This window comes from Viridibacillus sp. FSL E2-0187 (assembly GCF_038006425.1).
Taxonomy (GTDB): domain Bacteria; phylum Bacillota; class Bacilli; order Bacillales_A; family Planococcaceae; genus Viridibacillus; species Viridibacillus arvi.
Map to the genome: position 1 here is coordinate 3,058,690 of NZ_JBBOVG010000001.1, position 23,866 is coordinate 3,082,555.

Here is a 23,866-nt window from a genome sequence, read left to right on the forward strand (position 1 = left end):
TTCATATAACTACTTAAAAGGTGTAGCATTGTCTATTAAGACTTTGCTACACCTTCTATATTAATGGGTTTTACATTTTTCGTATAAACCATGTTCTTTAATAACTTTAATAAATGTTTCACCAATAACAGATGGTGTTTCTGCTACTTGGATACCAGCTGCATTCATCGCTTTAATTTTGTCAGCAGCTGTGCCTTTACCACCTGAAATAATGGCACCAGCATGGCCCATACGTTTCCCTGGAGGTGCAGTTTGTCCACCAATGAAGCCTACAACTGGTTTTGTCATATTCGCTTTAATCCACTCAGCTGCTTCTTCTTCAGCTGTACCGCCAATCTCACCAATCATAACAACACCATAAGTTTCAGGATCTTCATTGAATTCTTTTAAAACATCAATGAAGTTTGTACCATTAACCGGGTCTCCACCAATCCCAACAGCAGTCGTTTGACCAATACCCTCTTGAGAAAGTTGATGAACTGCTTCATAAGTTAAAGTACCTGAGCGTGATACAACTCCTACATGGCCTTTTTTATGGATATAACCTGGCATAATACCAATTTTACATTCATCTGCAGTAATAACACCTGGACAGTTCGGACCAATTAGACGTGTTTTCTTACCTTCCATATAACGTTTCACTTTAACCATATCTAATACCGGGATATGCTCAGTGATACAAATAACTAAATCTAAATCAGCATCAACAGCTTCTAATATAGCGTCTGCCGCAAATGGTGCTGGTACGTAGATGACAGAAACATTACAGCCTGTTGCTTCAACAGCATCAACCACCGTGTTAAAAACAGGTACACCTTCTACAGTTGTACCACCTTTACCAGGCGTAACTCCTGCTACAACTTTTGTACCATATTCTAGCATTTGCTTTGTATGGAATAGAGCCGTTGACCCTGTAATCCCTTGTACAAGTACTTTAGTTTCTTTATTAATATAAACGCTCATTTCAAGTCCCCGCCCTTCTTAGCCTACAAGTTCTACAATTTTTCTTGCACCATCAGCCATTGAATCTGCTGTGACGATATTAATACCAGATTCATTTAACAATGCTTTACCAAGTTCAACATTCGTACCTTCCAAGCGAACAACTAACGGTACATTTAAGCCAACCTCTTTAGCCGCTGTAATAACACCTTCTGCGATAATATCACATTTCATGATACCCCCGAAAATGTTAACGAATATACCTTTTACACTTGCATCAGACAGAATGATTTTGAAGGCTTCAGTTACTTTTTCAGCAGTTGCACCGCCCCCAACGTCCAGGAAGTTTGCGGGTGATCCGCCATAATAACTAATGGTGTCCATTGTAGCCATAGCAAGTCCAGCACCATTGACCATACAACCAATGCTACCGTCTAATGAAATATAGCTTAAATCATATTTTGAAGCTTCGATTTCCTTTGGATCTTCTTCTTCGAAATCTCGTAATTCAACAATATCTTTATGACGATATAAAGCGTTTCCATCAAAGTTGAATTTTGCATCTAACGCCACTACGTTACCATCACCTGTCACAACAAGCGGGTTGATTTCTAAGATAGAAGCATCTTTTTCAGTAAATGCTTTATAAATTCCAAGCATAAGTGTTGCAGCTTTATTTATTAATTTGTCTGGAATATTCATATTAAACGCTAAACGACGCGCTTGGAAACCTGTTAGCCCGATAGCTGGATCAACTATTTCTTTGAAGATTTTCTCAGGAGTTGCTTCTGCAACCTCTTCAATGTCCATCCCGCCTTCTTCAGACCCCATCAAAGTAATTCTAGAAGTTGCACGATCTACTACAAAACCCAAATAGTACTCTTTTTTAATATCAGAGCCTTCTTCTATGTAGAGGCGTTTGACTTCTTTACCTTCTGGACCAGTTTGGTGAGTGACCAGGACTTTCCCTAATAATTCTTTCGAATACGAACGTACCTCGTCCAAATTTTTGGCAATTTTAACGCCACCTGCTTTACCACGTCCACCTGCATGGATTTGAGCCTTAACTACGACTACACTTGTACTTAATTCTTTTGCTACTTTTACAGCTTCCTCTGGTGAAAACGCTACTCGGCCATTTGGAACTGATACCCCGTACTGTCTTAGAATTTCTTTTCCTTGGTACTCATGGATATTCATCTAACTTCCTCCCATCAAAATCCCATAGAGTTTTACTATTACATAACCATTGTATATAATCTGATTCACTATGTCTACATTCTTGTTAATTCGACTTTCACCTTTAATTATCCGCAAATTCGCTCGAAATATACATATATCAATGTTTTGAGCGCTACTTACATCGACTTTTTTTGACTATTATTTTGAATTTTCATAATTTTTATCTAAACGGTAAATAAACGCAAATACTTCAGCTACCGCTTGGTAAAGTTCTTCAGGAATCGACTCATTTAAGTCAAGTTGCCCTAATAATTGGACGAGAGTTGGGTCTTCTTGAATAGGAACATCGTTTTCTTTTGCTTGTTCTAAAATATTTTCCGCTACTTTCCCTTTACCTTTGGCTACCACTTTCGGAGCTTCCGATCCACCCGGATTAAAGGAAAGAGCAATCGCTTCTTTCCGTTCATTTTGTTTTTCTACTGTCATATGCGGATATCGACTCCCCCGTTATCACCCTTGGAAGTTTTTGCTGTTAGCGTTGTTTTCACTGGTTGATTTTCTGCGAATTTTTTCATAAAGACACCTGATAATTGATAATCATGAGAAGATAACCCTTTTTTTAATGCTATTTTAAGTGGCTCTGCTAACTCTTTCAACTGATGATTTTCATTGTAAACAGTTACTGTGACGACACGACTCTGAACCTGCATATCAACTACCGTTTCTTGAAGTGAATTCAATTGCAAATAGAATAATATCCTTGCATAATCTGCGTCAATTTTACCATTGTCCTTCATACGACCATTCCACTGCAATGTGGCATCTGTTTTTCGCCCAAAAAACTCCAATGGAATTTGCATGATTAGTTGATGTTGAGGCCCATTTTCACCTGATAAGTATTGCATGCCATTCATACGAGCAACGATTTGCTCAGCCACTGCTTTTGTAGCATTTGAAGCAGTTGGATCTTGTAACAATGACAATAACTGTGGTTTCAATTGCCCAGCAAGTTGCTGCATATCCGCTGTTTTATCTAGTAATTTTGCTTCATAACTTAACCCTAGATTTTGCAAAGTTTGTTTCATAGCAGATTCTAAAGCTTTGCTATCAATCGCATTATGCACATTCTGCTCAGCTTGCGATACAAGTTGCTGAATGAAAGGTTCCGCAGACTTACTAGTGATTTGTGTCAACCCTCTAAGTGTCATATCATCAGTTGCAGTATTAACCACATTCATTAATGTCATTAAATGTTGCTTAGCTGTTATATTTTGTTCATCGATTTTGAAAGGCTGGTGTTCTGCTATTTGGCTAAATGCTTGCATTAGTTGACCATGTAACTCCTTGACCAAAATTTGTATAGATTGAGGTGTATTGTTGGTCAGTGATAATTTCCCAAGAGTATTAATAAGGGTTTCTTTCTGTGATGCTGATAATAAACTTTGAGATTCAATAGATGCCTTAAGTTGGTTGATGAAGTCGGGCATATCTTTTTGATTAACAGACTGCATACTTTGCAGTAATTGCGTTGTAGATGGTGCTGTAATGCTCATTTGACTCATTCTCCCTAACTGCCCTTGCAGTTCCTTCACAAGCGTTGACAACGTCTGCTGTGACGATTGAGCAGCATTGAATTTCACTAAATTCTGCTGTAGCTCTGCTCTTTGAGAATCTGTCAAATTGTCGTTATTCGTAATTGCCGTTTGTAATTGAGAGATAAGTTGTATAGATTCCTTAGCTGGTGCCGTTTGAATTTGGTGTAATAAATGCCCAATTGAATTGGAAGGAGGCACAGATTGTCCTTGCAAAGCAGTTGTCGACCAATTAAAAATATTAGCGTTTTTTGGTAGGATACCTGAATCTTTTAGCATTTGAATTAGGCTATTTTTATCAGTAGAAGCTGTATTTGCGTCTGTTAGAGATTGAATAATTTTTGCTAAAATTGCACCACCTGTTTCCGTTTCAAACGGTTTAGCTAACAATTGTAATTGTTGTAATAATTGGTTGCGGATAGCGGGTGATAAGGAAGTATCCTGTTGCAATAGTTGTCGTAAAGCATCAATTGTTTGTGTAAAACCTTGTTTCATCCCACCCTGAATGAGTGCTTGGAACGTATCTTGTTGCATAGGCATTTTTAAGTCAATTATTTTTTGCAAGGCATGTAAAGCATCCTTCATCGTAACACCAACTGGTAATTGTTTTACCAACTGTTCTGCCTGCGTTAACTGTTCTTTGGACATTGGCACGTTTTCCTTTAAAAAATAAGCTGCAATTTGTTGCATTTCAGATGTCTTCGGAAGTTGCATAGAATCTAATAATTGATTAATTTGTTGAGTTAATGTTCCTGTTTGATTGATAGGACCCGATACGACTTTAAGTTGTAAGTCTGGCTCTATGCCTGTTACTTGAAAATAGTGTGCATTACCAGCTTGCATTGGCACTTCTAACTTTGCCATAAAACGATGGCCACCTAGCTGCACCTCCGCTTGGTTATCAGGGAACAGCTGTTTAATCGTACCGTGAAATACTTGACCTTGTTTTAAAGCCACTGGCTGTTGTGTGTTTATACTTTGATTTTGTTGCATTTGTACGGACGAAAACGCAGTATAAGCCAATACTCTTCACCCTTTCTTAAGAATCATTGATTTGATTGGTTCAAACGTTGTTCTATGAATGTCTGTAGGTCCAAATTCATGTAAAGCCTCTAAATGCTGTTTTGTACCATAACCTGCGTGTTGTGCAAAACCGTATTGAGGATATTTCACATCCATTTCTTCCATATAGTGGTCACGCGCTGTTTTCGCCAATATAGAAGCCGCTGCGATAGCTAAACTTTTGGCATCGCCTTTTATAATAGATTCTTGTGGAATGTCGATCGGTAAAGTCATTGCATCCGCTAAAACAAAATCTGGTTTTACTTGTAGCGACTCTATAGAAGCTTTCATGGACTGTTTTGTCGCTTCGTAAATATTGATGTCGTCAATTATTTCAGCAGGTTGAAAATGAATTGAAGTAGCTATAGCACATTCCATAATTTTCGCCATAAATGATTCTCTAGTTTCTTTTGATAACTGTTTGGAATCATTTAACCCAACAAGCTCCGGGCAATCCTTAGGTAAAATAACTGCTGCTGTAACAACAGGACCAGCTAACGGGCCTCTACCTGCTTCATCTGTACCTGCAATATTTGCAGTAGGATGTGTGCGGTAAGAATTATCGAATTCCAGTTTCTCCTCATGCTCTGCTATTAAATTGTCTAACTTCGCTTTTTTTCGAAGCCATTGTTGCCATACTTTTTGAACGCCTAAGCGTTCATCCGATTCTATCTCCGCCATCCAAGACTGGTATTGCTGTTCATTATTTAATGCTTCTTTAATATCTTTTATCGTTTTCAAAACTTAGACTCCCTTTTATATCTATTTATACTATCGGCACTATTTCTAAAAAATCTAGAAAAAAACCTTTTTCACCATAAGGTAAAAAAGGTTAGTTTTTATTCTTCGATTATGTCTTCTACAAAGTCAAATGTTAACTTACCTAATTGCTGGTTACGAATATCTCGTACAATTAGTTCTGCAACTTGATCATAGTCAATTTCGCCGCCAGTAGAGAAAACTCGACGTAATTGACCAATATGATTATATGTCTCTTCAAGGTTTTCACTAACTTCTGTTAATTTATAACGTTCTTCCATTCGGCCTTTATAGTGCTTACTCAAAAAGTTTAATCCGTATACTGCTAAATCATCCATGTTTGTAATGGTATCCTTAATTGCCCCTGTTAAAGCAAGTTTATAACCTACTTCTTGATCTTCAAATTTTGGCCACAAAATTCCGGGTGTATCTAACAATTCAAGCTCTTTACCAAATTTGATCCACTGCTGTGATTTCGTTACTCCAGGAGTATTTCCTGTTTTAGCAATATTCTTTTTAGCAAGTCGATTAATCAATGTCGACTTCCCAACATTTGGTATACCAACAATCATGGCACGAATTGCACGAGGTTTCATACCTTTTGAGCGCATACGATCCCATTTCTCTTTTAATAACTCTTGTGCGGCCTTTGTTACTTTGTTAAGGCCTTTTCCATCTAGTGAATTTATAGCTACAGCACGGTGCCCTTTTGATTCAAAATAATCTATCCATTTACGCGTTTGAATTTCATCGGCCATATCTGCTTTGTTCAAAATTAATAAACGCGTTTTTTGATGTATTACTTCATCTAGCATTGGATTTCTTGAAGATAATGGCAAGCGCGCATCAATCAATTCAAAAATAATATCAACCAATTTCAGTTTTTCGGTTACTTCACGACGAGCCTTCGCCATATGTCCCGGAAACCATTGAATGGTCATGTGTTTCACTCCTGTTCGTTATTTCACGGTACCAATTTGATCAAAAGGCCAAAAAACAATATTTGTTTTACCGATAATATCATCTATTTTTACAATCCCTATATGACGACTATCTTTACTATAACGACGATTATCTCCCATTACAAAAACATAACCATCTGGAATTTTATCCAGTTGTTCGATATCCGCAAGTGTAAAATCTTCAGTTAATGTACCTTCATCTGTAATTTCATCTTTATATTGTTGTAAGTAAGGCTCAGCGATTGCCTTGCCATTGATATAAAGCTGATCATTTTTATATTCTAGCTGATCTCCTGGTAAGCCAATAATACGTTTAATATAATCTTTCTTTTCTGGTGCATGGAAAACTACTATATCAAATCGGTGCAAATCACCAATTTTATAGCCAATCTTATTTACAATCATGCGGTCGCCGTTTTCAAGGGTTGGCATCATAGACTCGCCATCTACTACAATCGGCGTGAATAAAAAATAACGAATAATTGCAGCTAATGCAAAAGCAATGACTAATGCCTTTGTCCATTCCCATAACTCATTTTTCTCTTTTTTTGTTTTTTCCATTTCGATGTCCCCCTTGACTATTCTGTTCTTATTGTACAAGGATTTATCATTTCAAGCAAAAAGAAAGAGAGCTTGTAATACAAGCTCTCTCTTCGGCAAAAAAATGTATTATCGAATTTCTTTAATACGAGCCGCTTTACCGCGTAAGTTACGTAGGTAGTATAGTTTAGCGCGACGTACTTTACCGCGACGTACTACTTGTAAGTTAGCGATTTTTGGAGTGTTAACTGGGAACGTACGCTCAACACCTACGCCGTAAGAAATTTTACGAACTGTGAAAGTTTCGCTAATACCGCCACCACGACGTTTAATAACTACTCCTTCGTATACTTGGATACGTTCGCGAGTTCCTTCGACAACCTTAACGTCGATTTTTACAGTATCTCCAGCGCGGAACGCAGGAATGTCTGTGCGAAGTTGTTCTTTAGTGATTTCTGTAATGATGTTTGACATTATTTTCTCTCCTTAGACAGATGTTCTTGTAACTCCTCTTGATGATACAGCGGAACACCGTAATTCGGCATTTCTCATAGAAATGCATTTTTAATATTATCACACAATATGATAATATGCAATAATTATTTACCCAATTTTAATGAATTCAAGTATTTTTGTTGCTTTGGATTTAACTCCATTTTATCAAGCAAATCCGGGCGTCTCTCAAACGTTCTTTTTATAGATTGTTGCTCACGCCATTCGTCAATTTTCGCATGATTACCTGAAAGTAATACATCCGGCACTTTCATACCACGGAATTCAGCAGGTCGAGTGTAATGTGGGTGCTCTAGTAAACCAGTTGAAAAAGAATCTAATACTGGTGAATCATTATTACCTAAAACCCCAGGCAACAGGCGAACGACACTATCAATCACTGTCATTGCCCCCAACTCGCCACCCGTTAAGACATAATCCCCAATAGATATTTCATCTGTTACAAGATGCTGACGAATACGCTCATCATAACCTTCATAATGACCGCAAAGGAAGATTAAGTCTTCCTCTTGCGCTAATTCCTCTGCTTTAGCTTGTGTATAGCGTTCTCCTTGTGGACACATCAAAATGATACGTGGTTTTTTTCCTTCGCTTACAAGCGCTTCTACGGCGTTAAAAAGGGGTTCTGGCTTTAACACCATACCAGCTCCACCACCGTACGGATAATCATCCACTTGGTTATGTTTATTAATCGAAAATTCTCGGAAATCTGTTACACCTAACGTAACAGCTCCTTTTTCTTGAGCTTTTTTTAAAATAGAAGAACCAAATACGCCTTCAAACATATTCGGAAATAGCGATAGTACGTGGATATTCATCATGATAACAAACCATCCATCACATGAATAATGATTTTCTTCTCCTCAACGTCGATTTCTTTAATGACATCGTCTATTACAGGAATATATTGATCCTTACCATTAACACCTTTTAGAGTCCAGACATCATTAGCACCGGTTTCGAAAATCTCTTTAACTTGTCCAATTTCTGTACCCTCTTCATCAAAAACAATACATCCAATGATTTCATGGTAATAGTATTCATCATCTGCTAATTCACTTAGTTGCTTTTCTGATACTTTTAAAATACCGTCACGGAAGTCTTCTACATCATTAATATTTGGATACCCTTCAAACGATAGTAGAATGAAGTTTTTATGAGCACGCGCTGATGCGATTGTTAGTCGTAATGGTTTTTTTGAATCCTTCTTAAACAGTGCAATTTGTTCTCCTACTACATAGCGTTCTTCAGGGAAATCCGTTTGTGAGATGACACGAACCTCACCTCTAATACCATGTGTATTAACGATTTTACCTACGTTATACCATTCCATCTAAATCACCTCTTAATAAATATGTGAACATCCTCAATACATTATTAGAGGATTAATTTAATTTTTATCGTAACAAAAAAGGAAGGAACTAAAGCTCCCTCCTTTTTGACTAATCTAGAATATCGACATACGTCTTCTTCTTATGATGACTGCCTGCTGCTGAATAAACAATTGTACGCATCGCTTTTGCAACACGGCCCTGTTTACCAATTACTTTTCCCATATCACTAGGGTGAACAGAAAGTTTATATACAATTCGATTCGGACTCTCCTCGGTTGTAATATGAACTTCTTCTGGATAATCGACTAAAGGTTTAACGATTGTTTCAATCAGCTGCTTCATGCTGTCACCTCCGATTATTTACTGATTTTTGAGTTATGGAATTTTTCCATAATGCCTTGTGATGAGAACAAGTTGCGTACTGTATCAGATGGTTTTGCACCATTTGCTAACCATGCTAATGCTTTTTCTTCATCAATCTTAACTTCTTCTGGAGTAGTTAAAGGATTGAATGTACCAATTGTTTCAATTGAGCGGCCGTCGCGTGGTGCGCGAGCGTCTGCTACTACAATACGATAGAAAGGAGCTTTTTTTGCCCCGATACGTTTTAAGCGAATTTTTACTGCCATTTTTAATTGCACCTCCGAATAGTTTCACACAAGATAGTATAATAGCAAGCTTTGGATTGTTTGTAAAGTGTTTTTTCTTAACACACTAAATTTTAGTTTAAAAAATTATTTAAACAGTGAATCCAAACCAGGAAGTTTCATTTTTTTCTTCCCTTTTTGCGTCATACCCGTCATTTGTTTCATCATTTTCTTCATATCTTCAAATTGTTTTAAAAGTCGGTTTATTTCTTGAACAGAGCAACCTGAACCTTTTGCAATTCGTTTTTTACGACTTGAGTTGATGATCTCAGGGTTCGTTTTTTCAGCTGGCGTCATCGAAAGAATAATGGCCTCTATATGACCAATTTGTTTATCATCGATTTTCGCATTTTCTAAGCCTTTAATTTTATTGGCACCTGGAAGCATTTTTAGAATTTCATCCAAAGGTCCCATTTTTTTTACTTGGCTCATTTGATCTAAGAAATCATCGAAAGTAAAGCTCTGTGTTCTGAACTTTTCTTCCATTTCTTTTGCTTTTTCCTCGTCAACGTTTGCTTGCGCTTTCTCGATTAAGGACATCATGTCGCCCATACCAAGAATACGTGAAGCCATACGCTCTGGATGGAATGGCTCTAAAGCATCCATTTTCTCACCCATACCAACGAATTTAATTGGTTTTTCTGTAACAGAGCGGATTGATAAAGCCGCACCACCACGTGTATCCCCATCTAATTTCGTTAGAACTACGCCCGTAATACCTACTGCTTCATTGAAGCTGTTAGCTACATTAACTGCATCTTGACCAGTCATAGAATCGACCACTAAGAAGACTTCATCTGGCTCTCTTAATGCACGAATGTCTTTCAATTCTTGCATTAAGTTTTCATCAATATGAAGACGCCCTGCTGTATCGATTAATACAACATCATGATGCTCTTCCTTTGCATGTTCCAGCGCTTGGCGGACAATATCAACTGGAGATACTTCTGTACCAAGAGCAAATACAGGTAAAGATAGCTGATCACCTAATGTTTGCAATTGCTTAATTGCTGCTGGACGGTAGATATCCGCTGCTACAAGCAATGGTTTACGATTGTACTTTTTGCGTAAAACATTAGCAAGTTTACCAGTAGTAGTTGTTTTACCGGCACCTTGTAAACCTACCATTAAAATAACAGTTGGTGGTTTTTGAGAGAACTTAATAGGACTTTGTTCGCCACCCATTAATTCTGTCAGTTCGTCTTTTACGATTTTAATAACTTGTTGACCGGGTGTTAGACTTTTCATGACGTCTTGACCGATTGCTCGTTCACTAACGCGCTTAATAAAAGATTTTACAACTTTTAAGTTAACGTCCGCTTCTATTAAGGCAAAACGGACTTCACGCATCATTTCTTTAACGTCTTGTTCCGTTACTTTCCCTTTGCCTTTAATCTTCGAAATCGTACCTTGGAGTCGCTCCGCTAATCCTTCAAATGCCATGCATGCTGCCTCCTAATCCCATTGCTTTAACTGTTCAATAAGTTCTAGCCACACAGTTTGCGAGGCACTATTGTCAGTAGTTTTTTTTGATAGCTCTGCAATTATTTGTTGTCTGTTTTGAAATTTCTCGAATAATCGAAGTTTGTCTTCATATTCTTCAAGCATCGCTTCTGTTCTACGAATATTATCGTAAACTGCTTGACGCGATACTTCATAAGCTTCAGCAATTTCACCAAGAGAATGGTCATCTAAATAATAAAGTTGCATATAGCTACGTTGTTTATCAGTCAACAATGCTTGATAAAAGTCGAAGAGAAAGTTCATGCGTGTCGTTTTTTCAAGTAGCATAAGAAATCTCTCCCCTGTTTTACACATTCTTTTAGTATCATAAGGAATAATCGGATTTCTGTCAAGTAAATATACTTGTCTAAATACATTTTAATCCTCATATAAACCCAAATATTTATAAACGAAAAATGCATAGCCAAAAAGCTATGCATTTCGTTCATTTATCTATTTATTTATTGCTCGTTTAATTCCTCTTCTTTTGCTAGCTGTTGATCAAGTGCATCAGCAAATAAGCCATATACATAACGTTCTGTATCAAACGGTTGTAAATCGTCCATTTTTTCACCCAAACCAACAAACTTTACTGGAATATGCAATTTGTTACGAATAGCAAGTACAATACCACCTTTTGCTGTACCGTCTAGTTTCGTTAATACAATGCCTGTCACGTTTGTTGCATCTTTAAACGTTTGTGCCTGTACTAGTGCATTTTGACCAGTAGTTGCATCTAAAGCTAATAAAACTTCATGAGGAGCATTCGGAATTTCCCGGGAAATTACACGATGTACCTTTTCTAACTCATTCATTAGATTAACTTTATTTTGCAGACGTCCAGCTGTATCACAAATAAGTACATCCGCTCCACGGTTTTTAGCTGCACGAATGGCATCATACATTACTGCGGCAGGATCAGACCCTTCTGCTTGCTTAATAACTTCCACACCTACACGGTCTCCCCAAACTTGAAGTTGATCAATCGCACCTGCACGGAACGTATCACCCGCTGCAAGTATTACTGATTTCCCTTCTTGTTTTAGGCGGTGCGCCAATTTCCCAATTGTTGTTGTTTTACCTACACCGTTCACTCCAACAAACAGAATAACTGTTAACTCACCATCTTGTATATTTAACTCGATTGATTCGTCATCACTAGATTCGTAAATTTCAACAAGCTTTTCTGAAATAATCGATTGGATGCCACTCGTATCTTTAATGTTTTGGCGTTGAACTTCAAAACGTAATTTATCCATTAGCTCCATTACAGTTTCAAAACCAACGTCCGCTTGTAATAATAAGTCTTCTAGTTCCTCAAAGAAATCTTCATCTACAGTACGGTAACGAGCTACTAAATCATTCACTTTTGATGTAAATGAATCACGTGTTTTCTCTAAACCTGCTTTGAATTTTTCTGTAATCGAAAATGCTGAGAAGCCCCATTTTGATTTTTTCTCTTCTTGAGGTTCTTCCACTTTTACAACTTCAGTAGTTGATTCTTCTACAACGATTTCCTCTTTAGATTGTGATTTTTCCTCTTGAGGAGCTTCTTCAGAATCTATAGATTCTTCCACAACTTCCGGAGTAACTACAGTTTGAACAGCTACTTCTTGCTCTGCAGGCTCTACTACATCGTCAACCTGTTTTTCAGCAATTGTCTCTACCGATTGTCCTTCAAGCTCTTCAGGCTTTGCGCCCATTAGTTTTTCTTTCATACGCTTTAAAAAGCTCATTGTTATTCGCTCCTTTGTCCTACTAGAACAGGTTCTTCTTGTTCTAATTTCACAGATACTAATTTCGATACACCTGATTCTTGCATCGTAATACCGTACAATACATCCGCACCTTCCATCGTACCTTTACGATGAGTGATAACGATGAATTGTGTTTCTTGGCTAAATTTTTTCAAATATTGACTATAGCGAGTAACATTCGATTCATCAAGGGCAGCTTCTACTTCATCTAGTATACAGAATGGTACAGGTCGCGTTTTTAGAATAGAAAATAGTAGCGCAATTGCCGTTAAAGCACGTTCTCCACCTGATAGTAAGCTTAAACTTTGTAATTTCTTACCTGGTGGTTGAGCGACAATTTCAATTCCTGTTTCAAGTATATCGTCAGGCTCAACTAGTTGTAAATCTGCATGCCCGCCACCAAATAATTCTCGGAAAACAACTTGGAAGTGTTCACGGATTTTCAAGAAAGTTTCGTTAAAGCGAGTTGACATTTCTTCATCCATTTCACGAATCGCTTCATGCAATGTTTCTTTCGCTTCCATGAGATCTGATCTTTGCTCCGTTAAAAAAGTATGTCGTTCTGAAACTGTTTCGAATTCTTCAATTGCATTTAAGTTAACGGGACCTAGTTCTATAATAGATTGTTTCAATAATTTTGCTTTTCTTCTTGATATTTCAACATCTATATCTTCATTTAATTCCCGTATGGCTTCGTCTAAAGAAAGCTCATAGTCTTCAGCAAGTTGGTCTAGTAAAGCTTGCTTCGAAAACTCCAATTGAGACAGTTTTACATCATAATTACGTAAGCCATCTAATAAACCTTTATGCACTCGTTGTAATTCCTTCAGTTCTACTTCACAGGTATCCAAAGTAGCTTGTAGCTGCGTTCTTTCTTCCTTACTAGTAGCAATGGTCGAAATTAGGTCCGTCTTTTTCAACTGCCAAGTAGTAATGTTTGTTGTTATTTCTTCATCAGACGGTCCATTTTGACTTTCATCATTCGTCAACCATTTGATTTCTTGGCTAATGTTATTGACTTCCAATTTCGCCTTATCATATTGCACAGTTACTTCTTCAGAAGCTTGTTTTAATTGCGTTACTTGTTCTTGAATTACAGCAAGCTCTGAACGCTTCTCTGCATATTGTTCTTTCAATGCATCTTGAGCTGTTTCACTCTGTACTTTAAGTACGTTTAATTGTTCTATTGTGTTATTAATCTCAGCAAGTTCTTCCGTTAACTCTTGCAAACGTTTTTTTGCTGAAATCTGACTTTCTTGTAAGTTTGAAGAGCGATCAGTAGCATCTTCTTTTTCAGTAGCTACTAAAGTAACACGTAAGGCAAGTCGTTTTGTCGTTGCTTCTAATTCACGGAAATGCCCACTCAGTTCAAATTCTTCATCACGTAACACTTCACCTTGCTTACGTAAGTCCTCTAGAAGAACCGTTTTAATAGAAACAAAGTTTTTCTGCTCAGCAACAACTTTTTCTGCTTGTTCAATTTTTTGTTGCATTTGAACAAGCTGACCAGTTAAGTCTTCTAGTTCAGCTTTACGAGTAAATAATGATGTTTGTTGTTTAGTAGAACCACCCGTTAGTGAACCACCGGCATTTACTATGTCCCCATCTAACGTTACTACGCGATAACGATAATTGCATGATTTGGCGATTTGTGTAGCACTCTGTAAATCTTTTGCAACTAATACATTACCCAATAAATTTTCTGCAATTGTTTTAAAGGCTGGATCAAATGTCGCTAACTCATCTGCTGTATTTATAAACGATGGATGAGTTGCAGCCGCTCCTAATGCATCACGTGATATTTTTCGTGATTTCATAACATTTTTCGGTAAAAATGTTGCGCGACCTGCTCTTTTTTCTTTTAGCCATGCAATTGCTTTTTGAGCATCCTGCTGTGTTTCAGTCACAATATGTTGAGAAGCTGCACCTAATGCCGTTTCAAGCGCTTTTGTATATTCTCCACTTACTTGAATTAACTCTGCAACAGCACCGTGAATTCCAGAAAGTTTTTTATTTTCTCTAGCCACTAAAATCTCTTTTACACCATGGAAGAAGCCTGAGAAGTCTGCCTCAAGTTCCGCTAAAGTTTCTTTTCGAGACTTTAATTGTTGTAAATGTTGATAGCCTTTAAAAAGCATATCTTGTTTACTTTCAAATTGTTTCGTCGCATTCGCTAGCTCTGATTGACAAGTTGAATAAGCAGCCAGTTTTTCTTCTAACTGTTGCTTCACATCGTTTAATTTACGTTCAACAACCTGTTGTTCCTTCGTTAACTGAGCTAATTCTTCCGCCATTTCTGACGATTGGTTAGTGATTTTAAACGAAGCCTGTTCTTGTTGTTCTAGCTGTTGGGTAATATTTTTGTATTCGTTTTTAACTGTTGCTTCCTCATTGAGACGATCTATATACGTGTTTTTCCAATTTTCGATATCTTTTTCGATGTCTGTTGAAGAACGATTTAAATTATCTTCTAGCTGTTTCACACTTTTTTTCAATAATTGAAACGTTTTCTGTCTTATTGTTAATTGTTCTTGTTTATCTACTTGTTGTACGTGCCACTCTCGCTCCGCGATTTGGGCTTTTTCAAGTGATTGTTGTAGTTTTTCTAATTGTGCACTGGCATTATGGCGTTTTTCAGCCATTAATACTTTACGACCTTCCCACCGCTCAACTTCTGAACTGGCTTCCACTAGCTGATGTTGCGATTGGTCTAGTAAATTATCTAGCTTAGTAATTTGTTTTCGAATAGAGGCTACTTGGGTCTCTTTATTTTCCATATTGTGTATATGTTCTTGCTCAGTCACCGTAAACTGCTTTTTATCCTGCATAATTGTTTCAAGTGTTTGTTGCAACACACGTAAATCATGAACGATAACCGCAATATCAATGTCCTTTAATTCCTTGGACATCTTTAAATAATCCGCAGCAGCAGACGCTTGTATTTTCAAAGGCTCGATACGATTGTCTAATTCGTGCAATATATCAAGCACTCGATGTAAGTTATCCTCTGTTTCAAACAATTTATGCTCGGCTTTTTTCTTACGTTGCTTATATTTCAATACACCGGCAGCTTCTTCGAAAATAGAGCGTCTATCATCCGGACGACTGTTTAATATTTCATCTACTCGACCTTGTGAAATAATCGAGAAAGCTTCTTTTCCTAGACCAGAGTCTAAAAACAAATCCGTTATATCTTTTAATCTACATTGTTGTTTGTTTAATAGATATTCGCTATCGCCCGAGCGGTATACTCGACGAGTGACACTTACTTCGTTATACGGGATTGGTAATCGTTCATCCTCGTTATCTAATATCAATGATACTTCTGCAAAGTTAAGCGGTTTGCGCGAGTCACTTCCAGCAAAAATGACATCTTCCATTTTTGCACCACGAAGAGATTTTGCGGATTGTTCTCCGAGTACCCATCGAATTGCATCCGTTACGTTACTTTTCCCACTACCATTTGGACCAACGACAGCAGTAACTCCCGGCACAAAGTCAATACCAATACGATCGGCGAAAGATTTAAAACCAATCACTTCAAGCCGTTTAAGAAACAAAATTATACCTCCTGATTGTCAGCTGACTGTTTTTGCAATTCAATCATTGCACTTTGAGCAGCTCTTTGTTCAGCTTCTTTCTTCGATTTTCCGTGACCAACGCCTAATTCGCGTTCATTCAATAGTACATGTGACACGAATGTACGATTATGTGCTGGTCCGTTTTCATTAATAATCTCATATTGAAGCACACCAGAATTGGCTTGTTGCACCATTTCTTGTAGCTGACTTTTAAAATCCATCACATGCGAAAAAGCACCGATTTCTACTTTTGGATAAACGACGCGTTCTAAAAATCCAACGACTGTTTCTAATCCTTGGTCTAAATATAGTGCACCAACAAATGCTTCAAAACAGTCTGCAAGAAGAGCTGGACGTTCTCGACCACCTGTTAATTCTTCACCTTTTCCTAGTAAAACGTATTTCCCAAAGTTTAGTTCATTTGCAAAAATGACTAATGATGGTTCGCAAACGATTGCTGCACGCAATTTTGTAAGTTCACCTTCGCTCATTTTCGGGAATTTAAGGAAAAGAAATTTAGAGACAGATAGTTCTAACACTGCATCTCCTAAAAACTCTAGTCGTTCGTTATCTTCAAATAGTTTACGACGATGCTCATTCACATATGATGAATGCGTAAATGCATTGTAAAGTAAACTTGCATTATCAAAATGCAATCCTAAATTATTTAATAATTCCTCAAATTGGAGGCGTGCTTTCTCTGAGATTGCACCATTTTTTTGTGAGAGTCCCTTTTTTTTCATCATCGTCATCAACCTTCTTATCTTCCTTTTGATACTCCTATTTAGTTTACCTTTTTCTCTTACAATGTGCAAAAGCAAAAAGAGACACTTCCTTCAAAATTACGAAAGAAGTGCCCCTAGCAATGTATAATTAGCCAATTTTGCTTTCGATGAATGATACCGCGTTTCCAACAGTTGCAATTTTCTCTGCATCCTCGTCGTCAATTTGCATATCGAATTCTTCTTCAAGTTCCATTACTAGTTCTACTACATCTAGTGAATCCGCACCTAAATCATCACGGAAAGAAGCTTCTAATTTCACTTCGCTCTCGTCGACACCTAAACGGTCAACAACAACTTTAGTTACACGTTCTATAACAGTTGCCAAATCTGTCACCTCCCCTCAATGATTATACATAAAAAGCCCGTTTGTTCATAGGCATAAATTACATGACCATTCCACCATCTACATGGATTGTTTGCCCTGTAATATAACTTGCATCATCCGACGCTAAAAATAGTACAACTTTTGCAACGTCTTTTGGATCTCCTAGCTTCGCTAATGGAATTTGTCCAAGCATTTGATCTTTTACTTCAGCAGGCAGTTCATCTGTCATTTCTGTCGCAATAAATCCAGGTGCTACAGCATTAACATAAATATTACGCGCTGCTAATTCTTTTGCAGTTGTTTTTGTTAAACCAATAACACCAGCTTTTGCCGCAACATAGTTTGCTTGACCTGCATTACCAGAAACACCAACAATAGATGCAACATTAATAATACGACCCGCACGTTGTTTCATCATTTGGCGTGAGACAGCCTTCGTACATAGGAATACCCCTTTTAGGTTAGTATTCATTACGTCATCCCAGTCCTGTTCTTTCATACGCATTAATAGATTATCACGTGTTATGCCAGCATTATTTACTAAAATATCAAGACTACCAAAAGTATCTGTTGCAGCTTTCATTAAAGCTGTTACTTCGTCAGCATCAGCTACATTGGCTTGAACTGCGATCGCTTCGCCACCATTTTCAGTAATTTCTGCTACGACTTCTTCAGCTTTAGATTGGCTACCGCTATAATTGACAACAACACGTGCACCTTGTTCTGCCAATATTAATGCTATGGCACGTCCGATTCCTCTTGAAGCACCTGTTACAACAGCTGTTTTACCCTCTAGCTTCTTCATGAGACCACTCCTTCGACGCTTCTATAACTTGTTCAAACGTTGCTTCATCATAAACACAATACGTCTTCACTTGACGATCTACTTTTTTTACAAGTCCGCTTAATACTTTTCCAGGACCACATTCAATAAATACTTCCACACCTAGATCAATCATTTTTCGAACAGAATCTTCCCACAATACAGGTGAGTATAATTGTTCTACTAATAGTTGCTGGATTTCAATTTGTTCAGTGACAGGATTAGCCGTAACATTTGAGATAACTGGAATTTTAGCATCTTGCATAGCTTTTTGCTGTAAATTCTCTTGCAACTTGCCAGCAGCTGGGCGCATTAATTCAGAATGGAAAGGTCCACTCACTACTAAAGGAAGTGCACGTTTTGCTCCTACTTCCTTCGCCTTGACACTCGCCTTGTCAACTCCAGCCTTTGTGCCAGAGATCACAATTTGACCTGGGCAATTTAAGTTAGCGAGCTGCACAACTTCTCCTGATGCTGTAACTTCATCCGTTACAGCTTTCAACGCATCGCGGTCCAAGCCTAAAATAGCAGCCATAGCTCCTTCACCTGCAGGTACGGCCTCGTTCATAAACATTCCTCGACTATGTACGGCTTGTACGCCATCTTCGAATGACATTACACCTGATGCCACTAACGCTGTGTATTCACCTAAGCTATGTCCGGCAGTATAATCTGGTGTAATACCTGCTTTTGTCAGTTTATCAGCAATCATTGCACTTGTCGTTAACAATGCAGGCTGCGCGTTGTAAGTCAATGTCAAATCTTCAGCCGGACCTTCTAGCATTAACTTCGATAATGAATAACCTAATAATTCATCAGCCTTATTATAGTAGGCTTTGCACGCTTGGTGCTCAGCCACAAATTCTGCTCCCATACCAACTGATTGTGAACCCTGTCCTGGAAAGATAAAAGCGATTTTCGTCATGATTAGTTCTCCTTTGAAATTGTAGAATCAATCGTTGCACATACGTTGTGTTTAACCATAATATTTGCTTGGCGAATAGCACTAGCAAAAGCATTTGCATTTGACGAACCGTGCGCTTTTACTACTGGTGCTTTTAAACCGAATAATGCGGCTCCACCATACTCTGTGTAGTCCATTTTTGTTTTAATTTCTTTTAAATTACTCTTCATCATTAACGCTGCAACTTTTGTTTTCCCTGAAGCCATAAATGCTCCCTTTAACATAGAAAAGATGCTATCCGCTGTACCTTCGATTGTTTTCAACACCATATTACCTGTAAACCCATCAGTCACGACAACATCTGCAGCACTATTTAATAATTCTCGTGCTTCAACATTACCGATAAAGTTAATTGGCGCTTCTTGCAATAAACCAAAAGCAGCTTTAGTAAGCTCATTTCCTTTTTTATCTTCAGTCCCTATATTCAATAATCCGACTGTTGGATTTTGAATATTGCGTACTTGTTGTGCATAAATGCTAGCCATAATTGCATATTGAGCTAAGTTTTCAGGTTTTGCATCGGCATTTGATCCAAGATCTAACATATCAAAACCTTTACCATCTAAAGTTGGTAATGTAGTAGATAATGCAGGTCGATCAATACCTTTAATACGTCCTACTACAAATAATCCAGCGGCCATTAATGCACCTGTATTCCCTGCTGATACACAAGCGTCTGCTTCACCATTCTTAACTGCATCTGCCATTTTCACCATTGAAGCATCTTTCTTACGACGTACTGCACGAACTGGTTCGTCGTCACCTTCAATTACTTCTTCACAATTAATCACAGTTAAGCGCTCATGATCTTTTAAATATGGTTGCATTGCCTGTTTTTGGCCAAATAATTGGATTTCGATATCTGCAGAAGCTTCTAATGCTCTATATACGCCTTCTATAATGGCTTTTGGTGCATTGTCTCCACCCATGCCGTCTATTGCTATTTTCATTTACTTTTCACCTTTTCCTTTCGTACGGTACATTTCGAACTTACCAGCGAAAACAACTTCATTTTCAACAGTAGAGGTTAACTCGATAAATGTTCGACTTTTGCTGTCATCCTTGCCTGTGACAAGTGCTTTTGAAATTACTCTGTCACCTGCCCGTACTGGTTTCACAAAATGGATTTCTGAATGTACAGTTAGCGCTAAGTCATCGTCTATCACTGCTACAGCAAGTGAATTCGCTTGAGCAAATAGATGATGCCCCCTCGCGATACCATTACGTTGGAAGACATGCTCTTCTTTTACGTCAAAAATGGAAAGGGCTCTTTCGTCTAATTCAATATCTATAATGTCACCAATCACTTCATCAATTGGTAAAGATTTTACATCATTTTCAAAATTATGAGCAGCCACACCTTTAATTCGTTCACGTAATTCTGGTATCGATAACTCCATTCGATCTAACCGAATCGTTTGTACGCTCACATTAAATTGACTAGCTAGCTGTTCATCGGTGACGAATGGATTATCGATTATTGTTTGCTGCAATAATTTTTGTCGTTCTTTTTTAGAGTACTTCATTTTTTTCGCCACCTTTCAAAAATTAGCACTTGGTACTAATATCAGTATATAAATTAAAAAAAGAGAATGCAAGAGTTGTTTTAAACTCTTTTTCGCATTCTCTCCTTTTTCAACAAAAATAATTCATATCAATCGATACGATCGCCATTTAATACACCAGACTCTGCTAGCATATTACGTAGCTGCTCACAGTCATCTGCTTGCCAAAATTCTTCAGTTGATAGGAGCTTCTCTGCATCTTGTCTCGCCACTTCTAATGCTCTGTAATCATGTACGAGATCTGCCATTTTAAATTCAGGTAATCCACTTTGTTTTTTACCAAAGAAATCACCCGGTCCACGTAGTTCTAAATCTTTTTCAGCTAGACGAAAACCATCATTTGTTTCCGTCATTGAAATCATCCGCTCTTTGCCATCTTCTGATTTTGGATCTGCCAATAATACGCAATAGGATTGATGCTCGCCTCGTCCCACACGCCCCCGCAATTGATGGAGCTGAGCCAAACCAAAGCGTTCTGCATCATAGACAATCATAAATGTTGCATTTGGTACATTCACTCCAACTTCTACAACAGTTGTTGAAACAAGAACATGCAACTGCCCTTCACTAAATTCACGCATCACCGCATCCTTTTCTTCTGCAGGTAAACGACCATGCATGAGCCCGACTTTATATTTTTCACCAAATAATGTAGTCAGTTGTGTGTAAACATCGACTGCATTCTGCACATCAAGTTTATCCGATTCTTCGATTAAGGGACAAATAACATATGCTTGTCTGCCCATTGCCAGTTCATTTGTCATTTGAGATAACACTTGATTAAATTGTTCTTTTTTAGCCCAATTTGTCTGAATTTCTTTTCGTCCAGCAGGTAATTCGTCAATAATTGACACATCCATTTCACCGAAAGCGGTAATCGACAAAGTTCTAGGAATTGGTGTCGCTGTCATAAATAGTACATCAGGACTTTCTCCTTTATCACGTAAAATACGACGCTGTTCTACACCAAATCGATGTTGTTCATCTGTAATCACTAGACCAAGTTTATGAAATTCCACATCCGGCTGAATTAATGCATGTGTTCCAATTAAAATATCAATATCACCGTTTTTTAATCGTTCCAGAAGTATACGACGAGCCTTTGTTTTGGTTGAGCCCGATAGAAGAGCCACTTCCACTCCCAATGGTCTTAGCCATTCATCAAGTGACTCTCCGTGTTGTTCAGCCAAAATCTCAGTTGGAGCCATTAGAGCACCTTGAAAACCTGCAGTCACAGCAGCATATAATGCAATGGCCGCTACAACTGTTTTCCCAGAACCAACATCCCCTTGTAACAGGCGATTCATACGATGAGGTTCTAGTAAATCTCGACATATTTCATTGACGACACGCTTTTGCGCATTCGTTAATTCATATGGCAAAGTTTGAAAAAACTCTTTTAGTTTCTCTAAATCATAGTGAATAGATAAACCCTGTTCTTGTTCTTTACGAATTTTACGTAAGGCTTGTATTCGTAATTGAAATTGCAACAACTCTTCGTATACAAAACGCCTTCTTGCTTGCTTGGCGTGGTTTGCATCTATTGGAAAATGAACACCTTCTAGCGCATCTGCAACAGGTAACAATTTATATGCAGTTCTTAATTGACTAGGCAAAGACTCTACAATTTCTGATTTCGATTCATCTAGTACTTGTCGCATATAATTACGGAATTTCTTTTGATGCATACCGCTCTTCAAGCTATAAACTGGCTCAAAGTCAGCATGATCCACTTTCGGCCCAAAAGTAATTTGGGTGCCATTAATGACTTGACGGCCGCGGTCCCACTTCCCCGTTACAGTCGCTATAGATCCAGGTATCATTTTATTCTTTAAGTATAATTGGTTGAAGAAAACGACTTTTATTAAATGGCGCCCTACAAGCATTTGCACTTGTAGACGCGATTTATTTTTCCCTAAAAACAGGGCAACTGGTACACTTTCAATACGCCCTTCAACCGTAACCCGTTCATTATGTGGTGTTTCTGCTAAATCCTTTAACCGAAAATCTTCATGTCGATAAGGAAAGGTCCAAAGTAAGTCATTGAAAGTTTCAATACCCATACTTTGAAGCGCTTCTCCCATTCCTTTTCCGACACCTTTTAAATTCGTGACAGGCTGGAGCAAAAGATCATTCACTTTGCAGCACTGCCCCTCCGAAGATTTTAGCCTCCAATGCTCTACCTGTCGGTGTAGCTGCTAGGCCACCTTGTCCAGTTTCTCTTAGTGCAGAAGGCATTGTACGTCCTATACGATACATAGCATCAATGACTTCATCCGTGGGAATTCTACTCGTCACACCTGCCAAAGCCATATCAGCAGCAACAATAGCATTCGCTGCTCCCATAGCGTTACGTTTAACACATGGTACTTCTACTAGTCCAGCTACAGGATCACAAACAAGTCCAAGCATGTTTTTCAATGAAATCGAAAAAGCGTGCGCACTTTGTTGCGGAGTACCTCCTGCCATTTCAACGATTGCAGCAGCAGCCATTGCAGCAGCAGAACCTACTTCAGCTTGACATCCACCTGCTGCACCTGAGATGGATGCATTATTAGCTACAACAAAACCAAATGCTCCTGAAGTGAATAAATAACGAATCATTTGTTCCTTCGTTGGATTTAATTTATTTTTCACCGCAAAAAGTGTACCTGGTACAACACCGGCCGAACCTGCTGTTGGTGTTGCACAAATAGTACCCATCGCTGCATTCACTTCGTTTGTTGCAACTGCTTTACTTACAGCGTCTAATAAGAGATCTCCCGCTAAAGATTTTCCTGTTGCAATGTATTTCTGAAGTAATACTGCGTCTCCCCCAGTTAAACCAGTTACAGAATGCACACCTTTTAGACCGCGTTCAACAGCCTCTTCCATAACAGTTAAATTACGAGTCATTTGAGTCATAATTTCTTCACGTGTACGTTCAGTTATTAACATCTCTTGCTCTATCATAATTTCTGAAATTTGTTTATTTTCACTTTCAGCTAATGCCACTAATTCTCTAACATTATGAAATAAAACTTCCATTTT

At 38.0% G+C, this 23,866-nt stretch carries 24 protein-coding genes; all 24 read right to left on the bottom strand.

Annotated features, from left to right (window positions below; all coding sequences use genetic code 11):
- Positions 1 to 60: 60 nt before the first annotated feature.
- The 24 genes from sucD to sdaAA all read right to left on the bottom strand — a co-directional run bounded on the left by sucD (position 61) and on the right by sdaAA (position 23,863).
- On the bottom strand, positions 61 to 963 hold the full coding sequence (gene sucD / locus MHH85_RS15005) for a succinate--CoA ligase subunit alpha (protein WP_053417480.1): 903 nt from the start codon (positions 961 to 963) through the stop codon (positions 61 to 63).
- 18 nt (positions 964 to 981) lie between these two features.
- Complete coding sequence (sucC, locus tag MHH85_RS15010) at positions 982 to 2,142, bottom strand: ADP-forming succinate--CoA ligase subunit beta (protein WP_193738705.1); 1,161 nt, start codon at positions 2,140 to 2,142, stop codon at positions 982 to 984.
- A 180-nt stretch (positions 2,143 to 2,322) separates the two neighbouring features.
- A complete protein-coding gene (locus MHH85_RS15015; protein WP_340707615.1) occupies positions 2,323 to 2,610 on the bottom strand; it encodes an EscU/YscU/HrcU family type III secretion system export apparatus switch protein in 288 nt (95 codons plus the stop codon).
- Positions 2,607 to 4,739 (bottom strand): hypothetical protein, encoded by a 2,133-nt coding sequence (locus tag MHH85_RS15020; protein WP_340707616.1) that lies wholly within the window; start codon positions 4,737 to 4,739, stop codon positions 2,607 to 2,609. Before MHH85_RS15020 ends, MHH85_RS15015 begins: the two co-directional genes overlap by 4 nt.
- A gap of 6 nt (positions 4,740 to 4,745) precedes the next feature.
- On the bottom strand, positions 4,746 to 5,519 hold the full coding sequence (locus tag MHH85_RS15025) for a ribonuclease HII (RefSeq protein WP_340707617.1): 774 nt from the start codon (positions 5,517 to 5,519) through the stop codon (positions 4,746 to 4,748).
- A 98-nt stretch (positions 5,520 to 5,617) separates the two neighbouring features.
- Positions 5,618 to 6,478: a ribosome biogenesis GTPase YlqF gene (gene ylqF / locus MHH85_RS15030; protein WP_340707618.1), complete on the bottom strand. Its 861-nt coding sequence runs from the start codon at positions 6,476 to 6,478 to the stop codon at positions 5,618 to 5,620.
- 18 nt (positions 6,479 to 6,496) lie between these two features.
- Positions 6,497 to 7,060 carry a signal peptidase I gene (gene lepB, locus MHH85_RS15035; protein WP_053417486.1) on the bottom strand — a complete coding sequence of 188 codons (564 nt, stop codon included), beginning with the start codon at positions 7,058 to 7,060 and terminating at the stop codon, positions 6,497 to 6,499.
- 108 nt (positions 7,061 to 7,168) lie between these two features.
- Positions 7,169 to 7,513, bottom strand: a complete 345-nt coding sequence (rplS, locus tag MHH85_RS15040; protein ID WP_038184017.1) for a 50S ribosomal protein L19 — start codon at positions 7,511 to 7,513, stop codon at positions 7,169 to 7,171.
- A 125-nt stretch (positions 7,514 to 7,638) separates the two neighbouring features.
- The gene (gene trmD, locus MHH85_RS15045; RefSeq protein ID WP_193741165.1) at positions 7,639 to 8,370 is read right to left on the bottom strand and encodes a tRNA (guanosine(37)-N1)-methyltransferase TrmD; all 732 of its coding nucleotides are present in this window, start codon (positions 8,368 to 8,370) and stop codon (positions 7,639 to 7,641) included.
- Positions 8,370 to 8,885, bottom strand: a complete 516-nt coding sequence (gene rimM / locus MHH85_RS15050) for a ribosome maturation factor RimM (protein ID WP_340707619.1) — start codon at positions 8,883 to 8,885, stop codon at positions 8,370 to 8,372. Before rimM ends, trmD begins: the two co-directional genes overlap by 1 nt.
- A gap of 109 nt (positions 8,886 to 8,994) precedes the next feature.
- Positions 8,995 to 9,228, bottom strand: a complete 234-nt coding sequence (locus MHH85_RS15055; RefSeq protein ID WP_053417488.1) for a KH domain-containing protein — start codon at positions 9,226 to 9,228, stop codon at positions 8,995 to 8,997.
- A 14-nt stretch (positions 9,229 to 9,242) separates the two neighbouring features.
- On the bottom strand, positions 9,243 to 9,515 hold the full coding sequence (rpsP, locus tag MHH85_RS15060; protein ID WP_038184010.1) for a 30S ribosomal protein S16: 273 nt from the start codon (positions 9,513 to 9,515) through the stop codon (positions 9,243 to 9,245).
- A 105-nt stretch (positions 9,516 to 9,620) separates the two neighbouring features.
- Positions 9,621 to 10,976 carry a signal recognition particle protein gene (ffh, locus tag MHH85_RS15065; protein WP_193738699.1) on the bottom strand — a complete coding sequence of 452 codons (1,356 nt, stop codon included), beginning with the start codon at positions 10,974 to 10,976 and terminating at the stop codon, positions 9,621 to 9,623.
- 12 nt (positions 10,977 to 10,988) lie between these two features.
- On the bottom strand, positions 10,989 to 11,324 hold the full coding sequence (locus MHH85_RS15070; protein ID WP_038184004.1) for a putative DNA-binding protein: 336 nt from the start codon (positions 11,322 to 11,324) through the stop codon (positions 10,989 to 10,991).
- A gap of 173 nt (positions 11,325 to 11,497) precedes the next feature.
- Complete coding sequence (gene ftsY, locus MHH85_RS15075; RefSeq protein WP_340707620.1) at positions 11,498 to 12,772, bottom strand: signal recognition particle-docking protein FtsY; 1,275 nt, start codon at positions 12,770 to 12,772, stop codon at positions 11,498 to 11,500.
- A gap of 2 nt (positions 12,773 to 12,774) precedes the next feature.
- Positions 12,775 to 16,353 carry a chromosome segregation protein SMC gene (smc, locus tag MHH85_RS15080; RefSeq protein WP_340707621.1) on the bottom strand — a complete coding sequence of 1,193 codons (3,579 nt, stop codon included), beginning with the start codon at positions 16,351 to 16,353 and terminating at the stop codon, positions 12,775 to 12,777.
- A 2-nt stretch (positions 16,354 to 16,355) separates the two neighbouring features.
- Positions 16,356 to 17,117 (bottom strand): ribonuclease III, encoded by a 762-nt coding sequence (gene rnc / locus MHH85_RS15085; RefSeq protein WP_370588372.1) that lies wholly within the window; start codon positions 17,115 to 17,117, stop codon positions 16,356 to 16,358.
- A gap of 130 nt (positions 17,118 to 17,247) precedes the next feature.
- Complete coding sequence (locus MHH85_RS15090; RefSeq protein WP_038183995.1) at positions 17,248 to 17,484, bottom strand: acyl carrier protein; 237 nt, start codon at positions 17,482 to 17,484, stop codon at positions 17,248 to 17,250.
- Between the two features lie 58 nt (positions 17,485 to 17,542).
- Positions 17,543 to 18,289, bottom strand: coding sequence for a 3-oxoacyl-[acyl-carrier-protein] reductase (fabG, locus tag MHH85_RS15095; protein ID WP_340707622.1), 747 nt, complete (start codon positions 18,287 to 18,289; stop codon positions 17,543 to 17,545).
- Positions 18,270 to 19,232, bottom strand: coding sequence for an ACP S-malonyltransferase (gene fabD, locus MHH85_RS15100; protein WP_340707623.1), 963 nt, complete (start codon positions 19,230 to 19,232; stop codon positions 18,270 to 18,272). The genes fabG and fabD overlap by 20 nt, the downstream gene beginning before the upstream one ends.
- A gap of 2 nt (positions 19,233 to 19,234) precedes the next feature.
- Positions 19,235 to 20,221: a phosphate acyltransferase PlsX gene (plsX, locus tag MHH85_RS15105; RefSeq protein ID WP_340707624.1), complete on the bottom strand. Its 987-nt coding sequence runs from the start codon at positions 20,219 to 20,221 to the stop codon at positions 19,235 to 19,237.
- Positions 20,222 to 20,797 carry a transcription factor FapR gene (gene fapR, locus MHH85_RS15110; RefSeq protein WP_038183987.1) on the bottom strand — a complete coding sequence of 192 codons (576 nt, stop codon included), beginning with the start codon at positions 20,795 to 20,797 and terminating at the stop codon, positions 20,222 to 20,224.
- A 128-nt stretch (positions 20,798 to 20,925) separates the two neighbouring features.
- Positions 20,926 to 22,974 (bottom strand): ATP-dependent DNA helicase RecG, encoded by a 2,049-nt coding sequence (gene recG / locus MHH85_RS15115; RefSeq protein ID WP_340707625.1) that lies wholly within the window; start codon positions 22,972 to 22,974, stop codon positions 20,926 to 20,928.
- Positions 22,967 to 23,863, bottom strand: a complete 897-nt coding sequence (gene sdaAA, locus MHH85_RS15120) for an L-serine ammonia-lyase, iron-sulfur-dependent, subunit alpha (protein WP_053417496.1) — start codon at positions 23,861 to 23,863, stop codon at positions 22,967 to 22,969. Before sdaAA ends, recG begins: the two co-directional genes overlap by 8 nt.
- Positions 23,864 to 23,866: the final 3 nt, after the last annotated feature.

Bases quoted from the DNA above. Each gene is read 5' to 3' on its own strand.
- trmD (WP_193741165.1), bottom strand. From the start codon at position 8,370: ATGAATATCCACGTACTATCGCTATTTCCGAATATGTTTGAAGGCGTA.
- MHH85_RS15015 (WP_340707615.1), bottom strand. From the start codon at position 2,610: ATGACAGTAGAAAAACAAAATGAACGGAAAGAAGCGATTGCTCTTTCC.
- fapR (WP_038183987.1), bottom strand. From the start codon at position 20,797: ATGAAGTACTCTAAAAAAGAACGACAAAAATTATTGCAGCAAACAATA.
- sucC (WP_193738705.1), bottom strand. From the start codon at position 2,142: ATGAATATCCATGAGTACCAAGGAAAAGAAATTCTAAGACAGTACGGG.
- ylqF (WP_340707618.1), bottom strand. From the start codon at position 6,478: ATGACCATTCAATGGTTTCCGGGACATATGGCGAAGGCTCGTCGTGAA.
- fabD (WP_340707623.1), bottom strand. From the start codon at position 19,232: ATGACGAAAATCGCTTTTATCTTTCCAGGACAGGGTTCACAATCAGTT.
- fabG (WP_340707622.1), bottom strand. From the start codon at position 18,289: ATGAAGAAGCTAGAGGGTAAAACAGCTGTTGTAACAGGTGCTTCAAGA.
- lepB (WP_053417486.1), bottom strand. From the start codon at position 7,060: ATGGAAAAAACAAAAAAAGAGAAAAATGAGTTATGGGAATGGACAAAG.
- rimM (WP_340707619.1), bottom strand. From the start codon at position 8,885: ATGGAATGGTATAACGTAGGTAAAATCGTTAATACACATGGTATTAGA.
- MHH85_RS15070 (WP_038184004.1), bottom strand. From the start codon at position 11,324: ATGCTACTTGAAAAAACGACACGCATGAACTTTCTCTTCGACTTTTAT.
- ffh (WP_193738699.1), bottom strand. From the start codon at position 10,976: ATGGCATTTGAAGGATTAGCGGAGCGACTCCAAGGTACGATTTCGAAG.
- MHH85_RS15055 (WP_053417488.1), bottom strand. From the start codon at position 9,228: ATGAAGCAGCTGATTGAAACAATCGTTAAACCTTTAGTCGATTATCCA.
- plsX (WP_340707624.1), bottom strand. From the start codon at position 20,221: ATGAAAATAGCAATAGACGGCATGGGTGGAGACAATGCACCAAAAGCC.
- sucD (WP_053417480.1), bottom strand. From the start codon at position 963: ATGAGCGTTTATATTAATAAAGAAACTAAAGTACTTGTACAAGGGATT.
- rpsP (WP_038184010.1), bottom strand. From the start codon at position 9,515: ATGGCAGTAAAAATTCGCTTAAAACGTATCGGGGCAAAAAAAGCTCCT.
- rnc (WP_370588372.1), bottom strand. From the start codon at position 17,117: ATGAAAAAAAAGGGACTCTCACAAAAAAATGGTGCAATCTCAGAGAAA.
- rplS (WP_038184017.1), bottom strand. From the start codon at position 7,513: ATGTCAAACATCATTACAGAAATCACTAAAGAACAACTTCGCACAGAC.
- sdaAA (WP_053417496.1), bottom strand. From the start codon at position 23,863: ATGGAAGTTTTATTTCATAATGTTAGAGAATTAGTGGCATTAGCTGAA.
- ftsY (WP_340707620.1), bottom strand. From the start codon at position 12,772: ATGAGCTTTTTAAAGCGTATGAAAGAAAAACTAATGGGCGCAAAGCCT.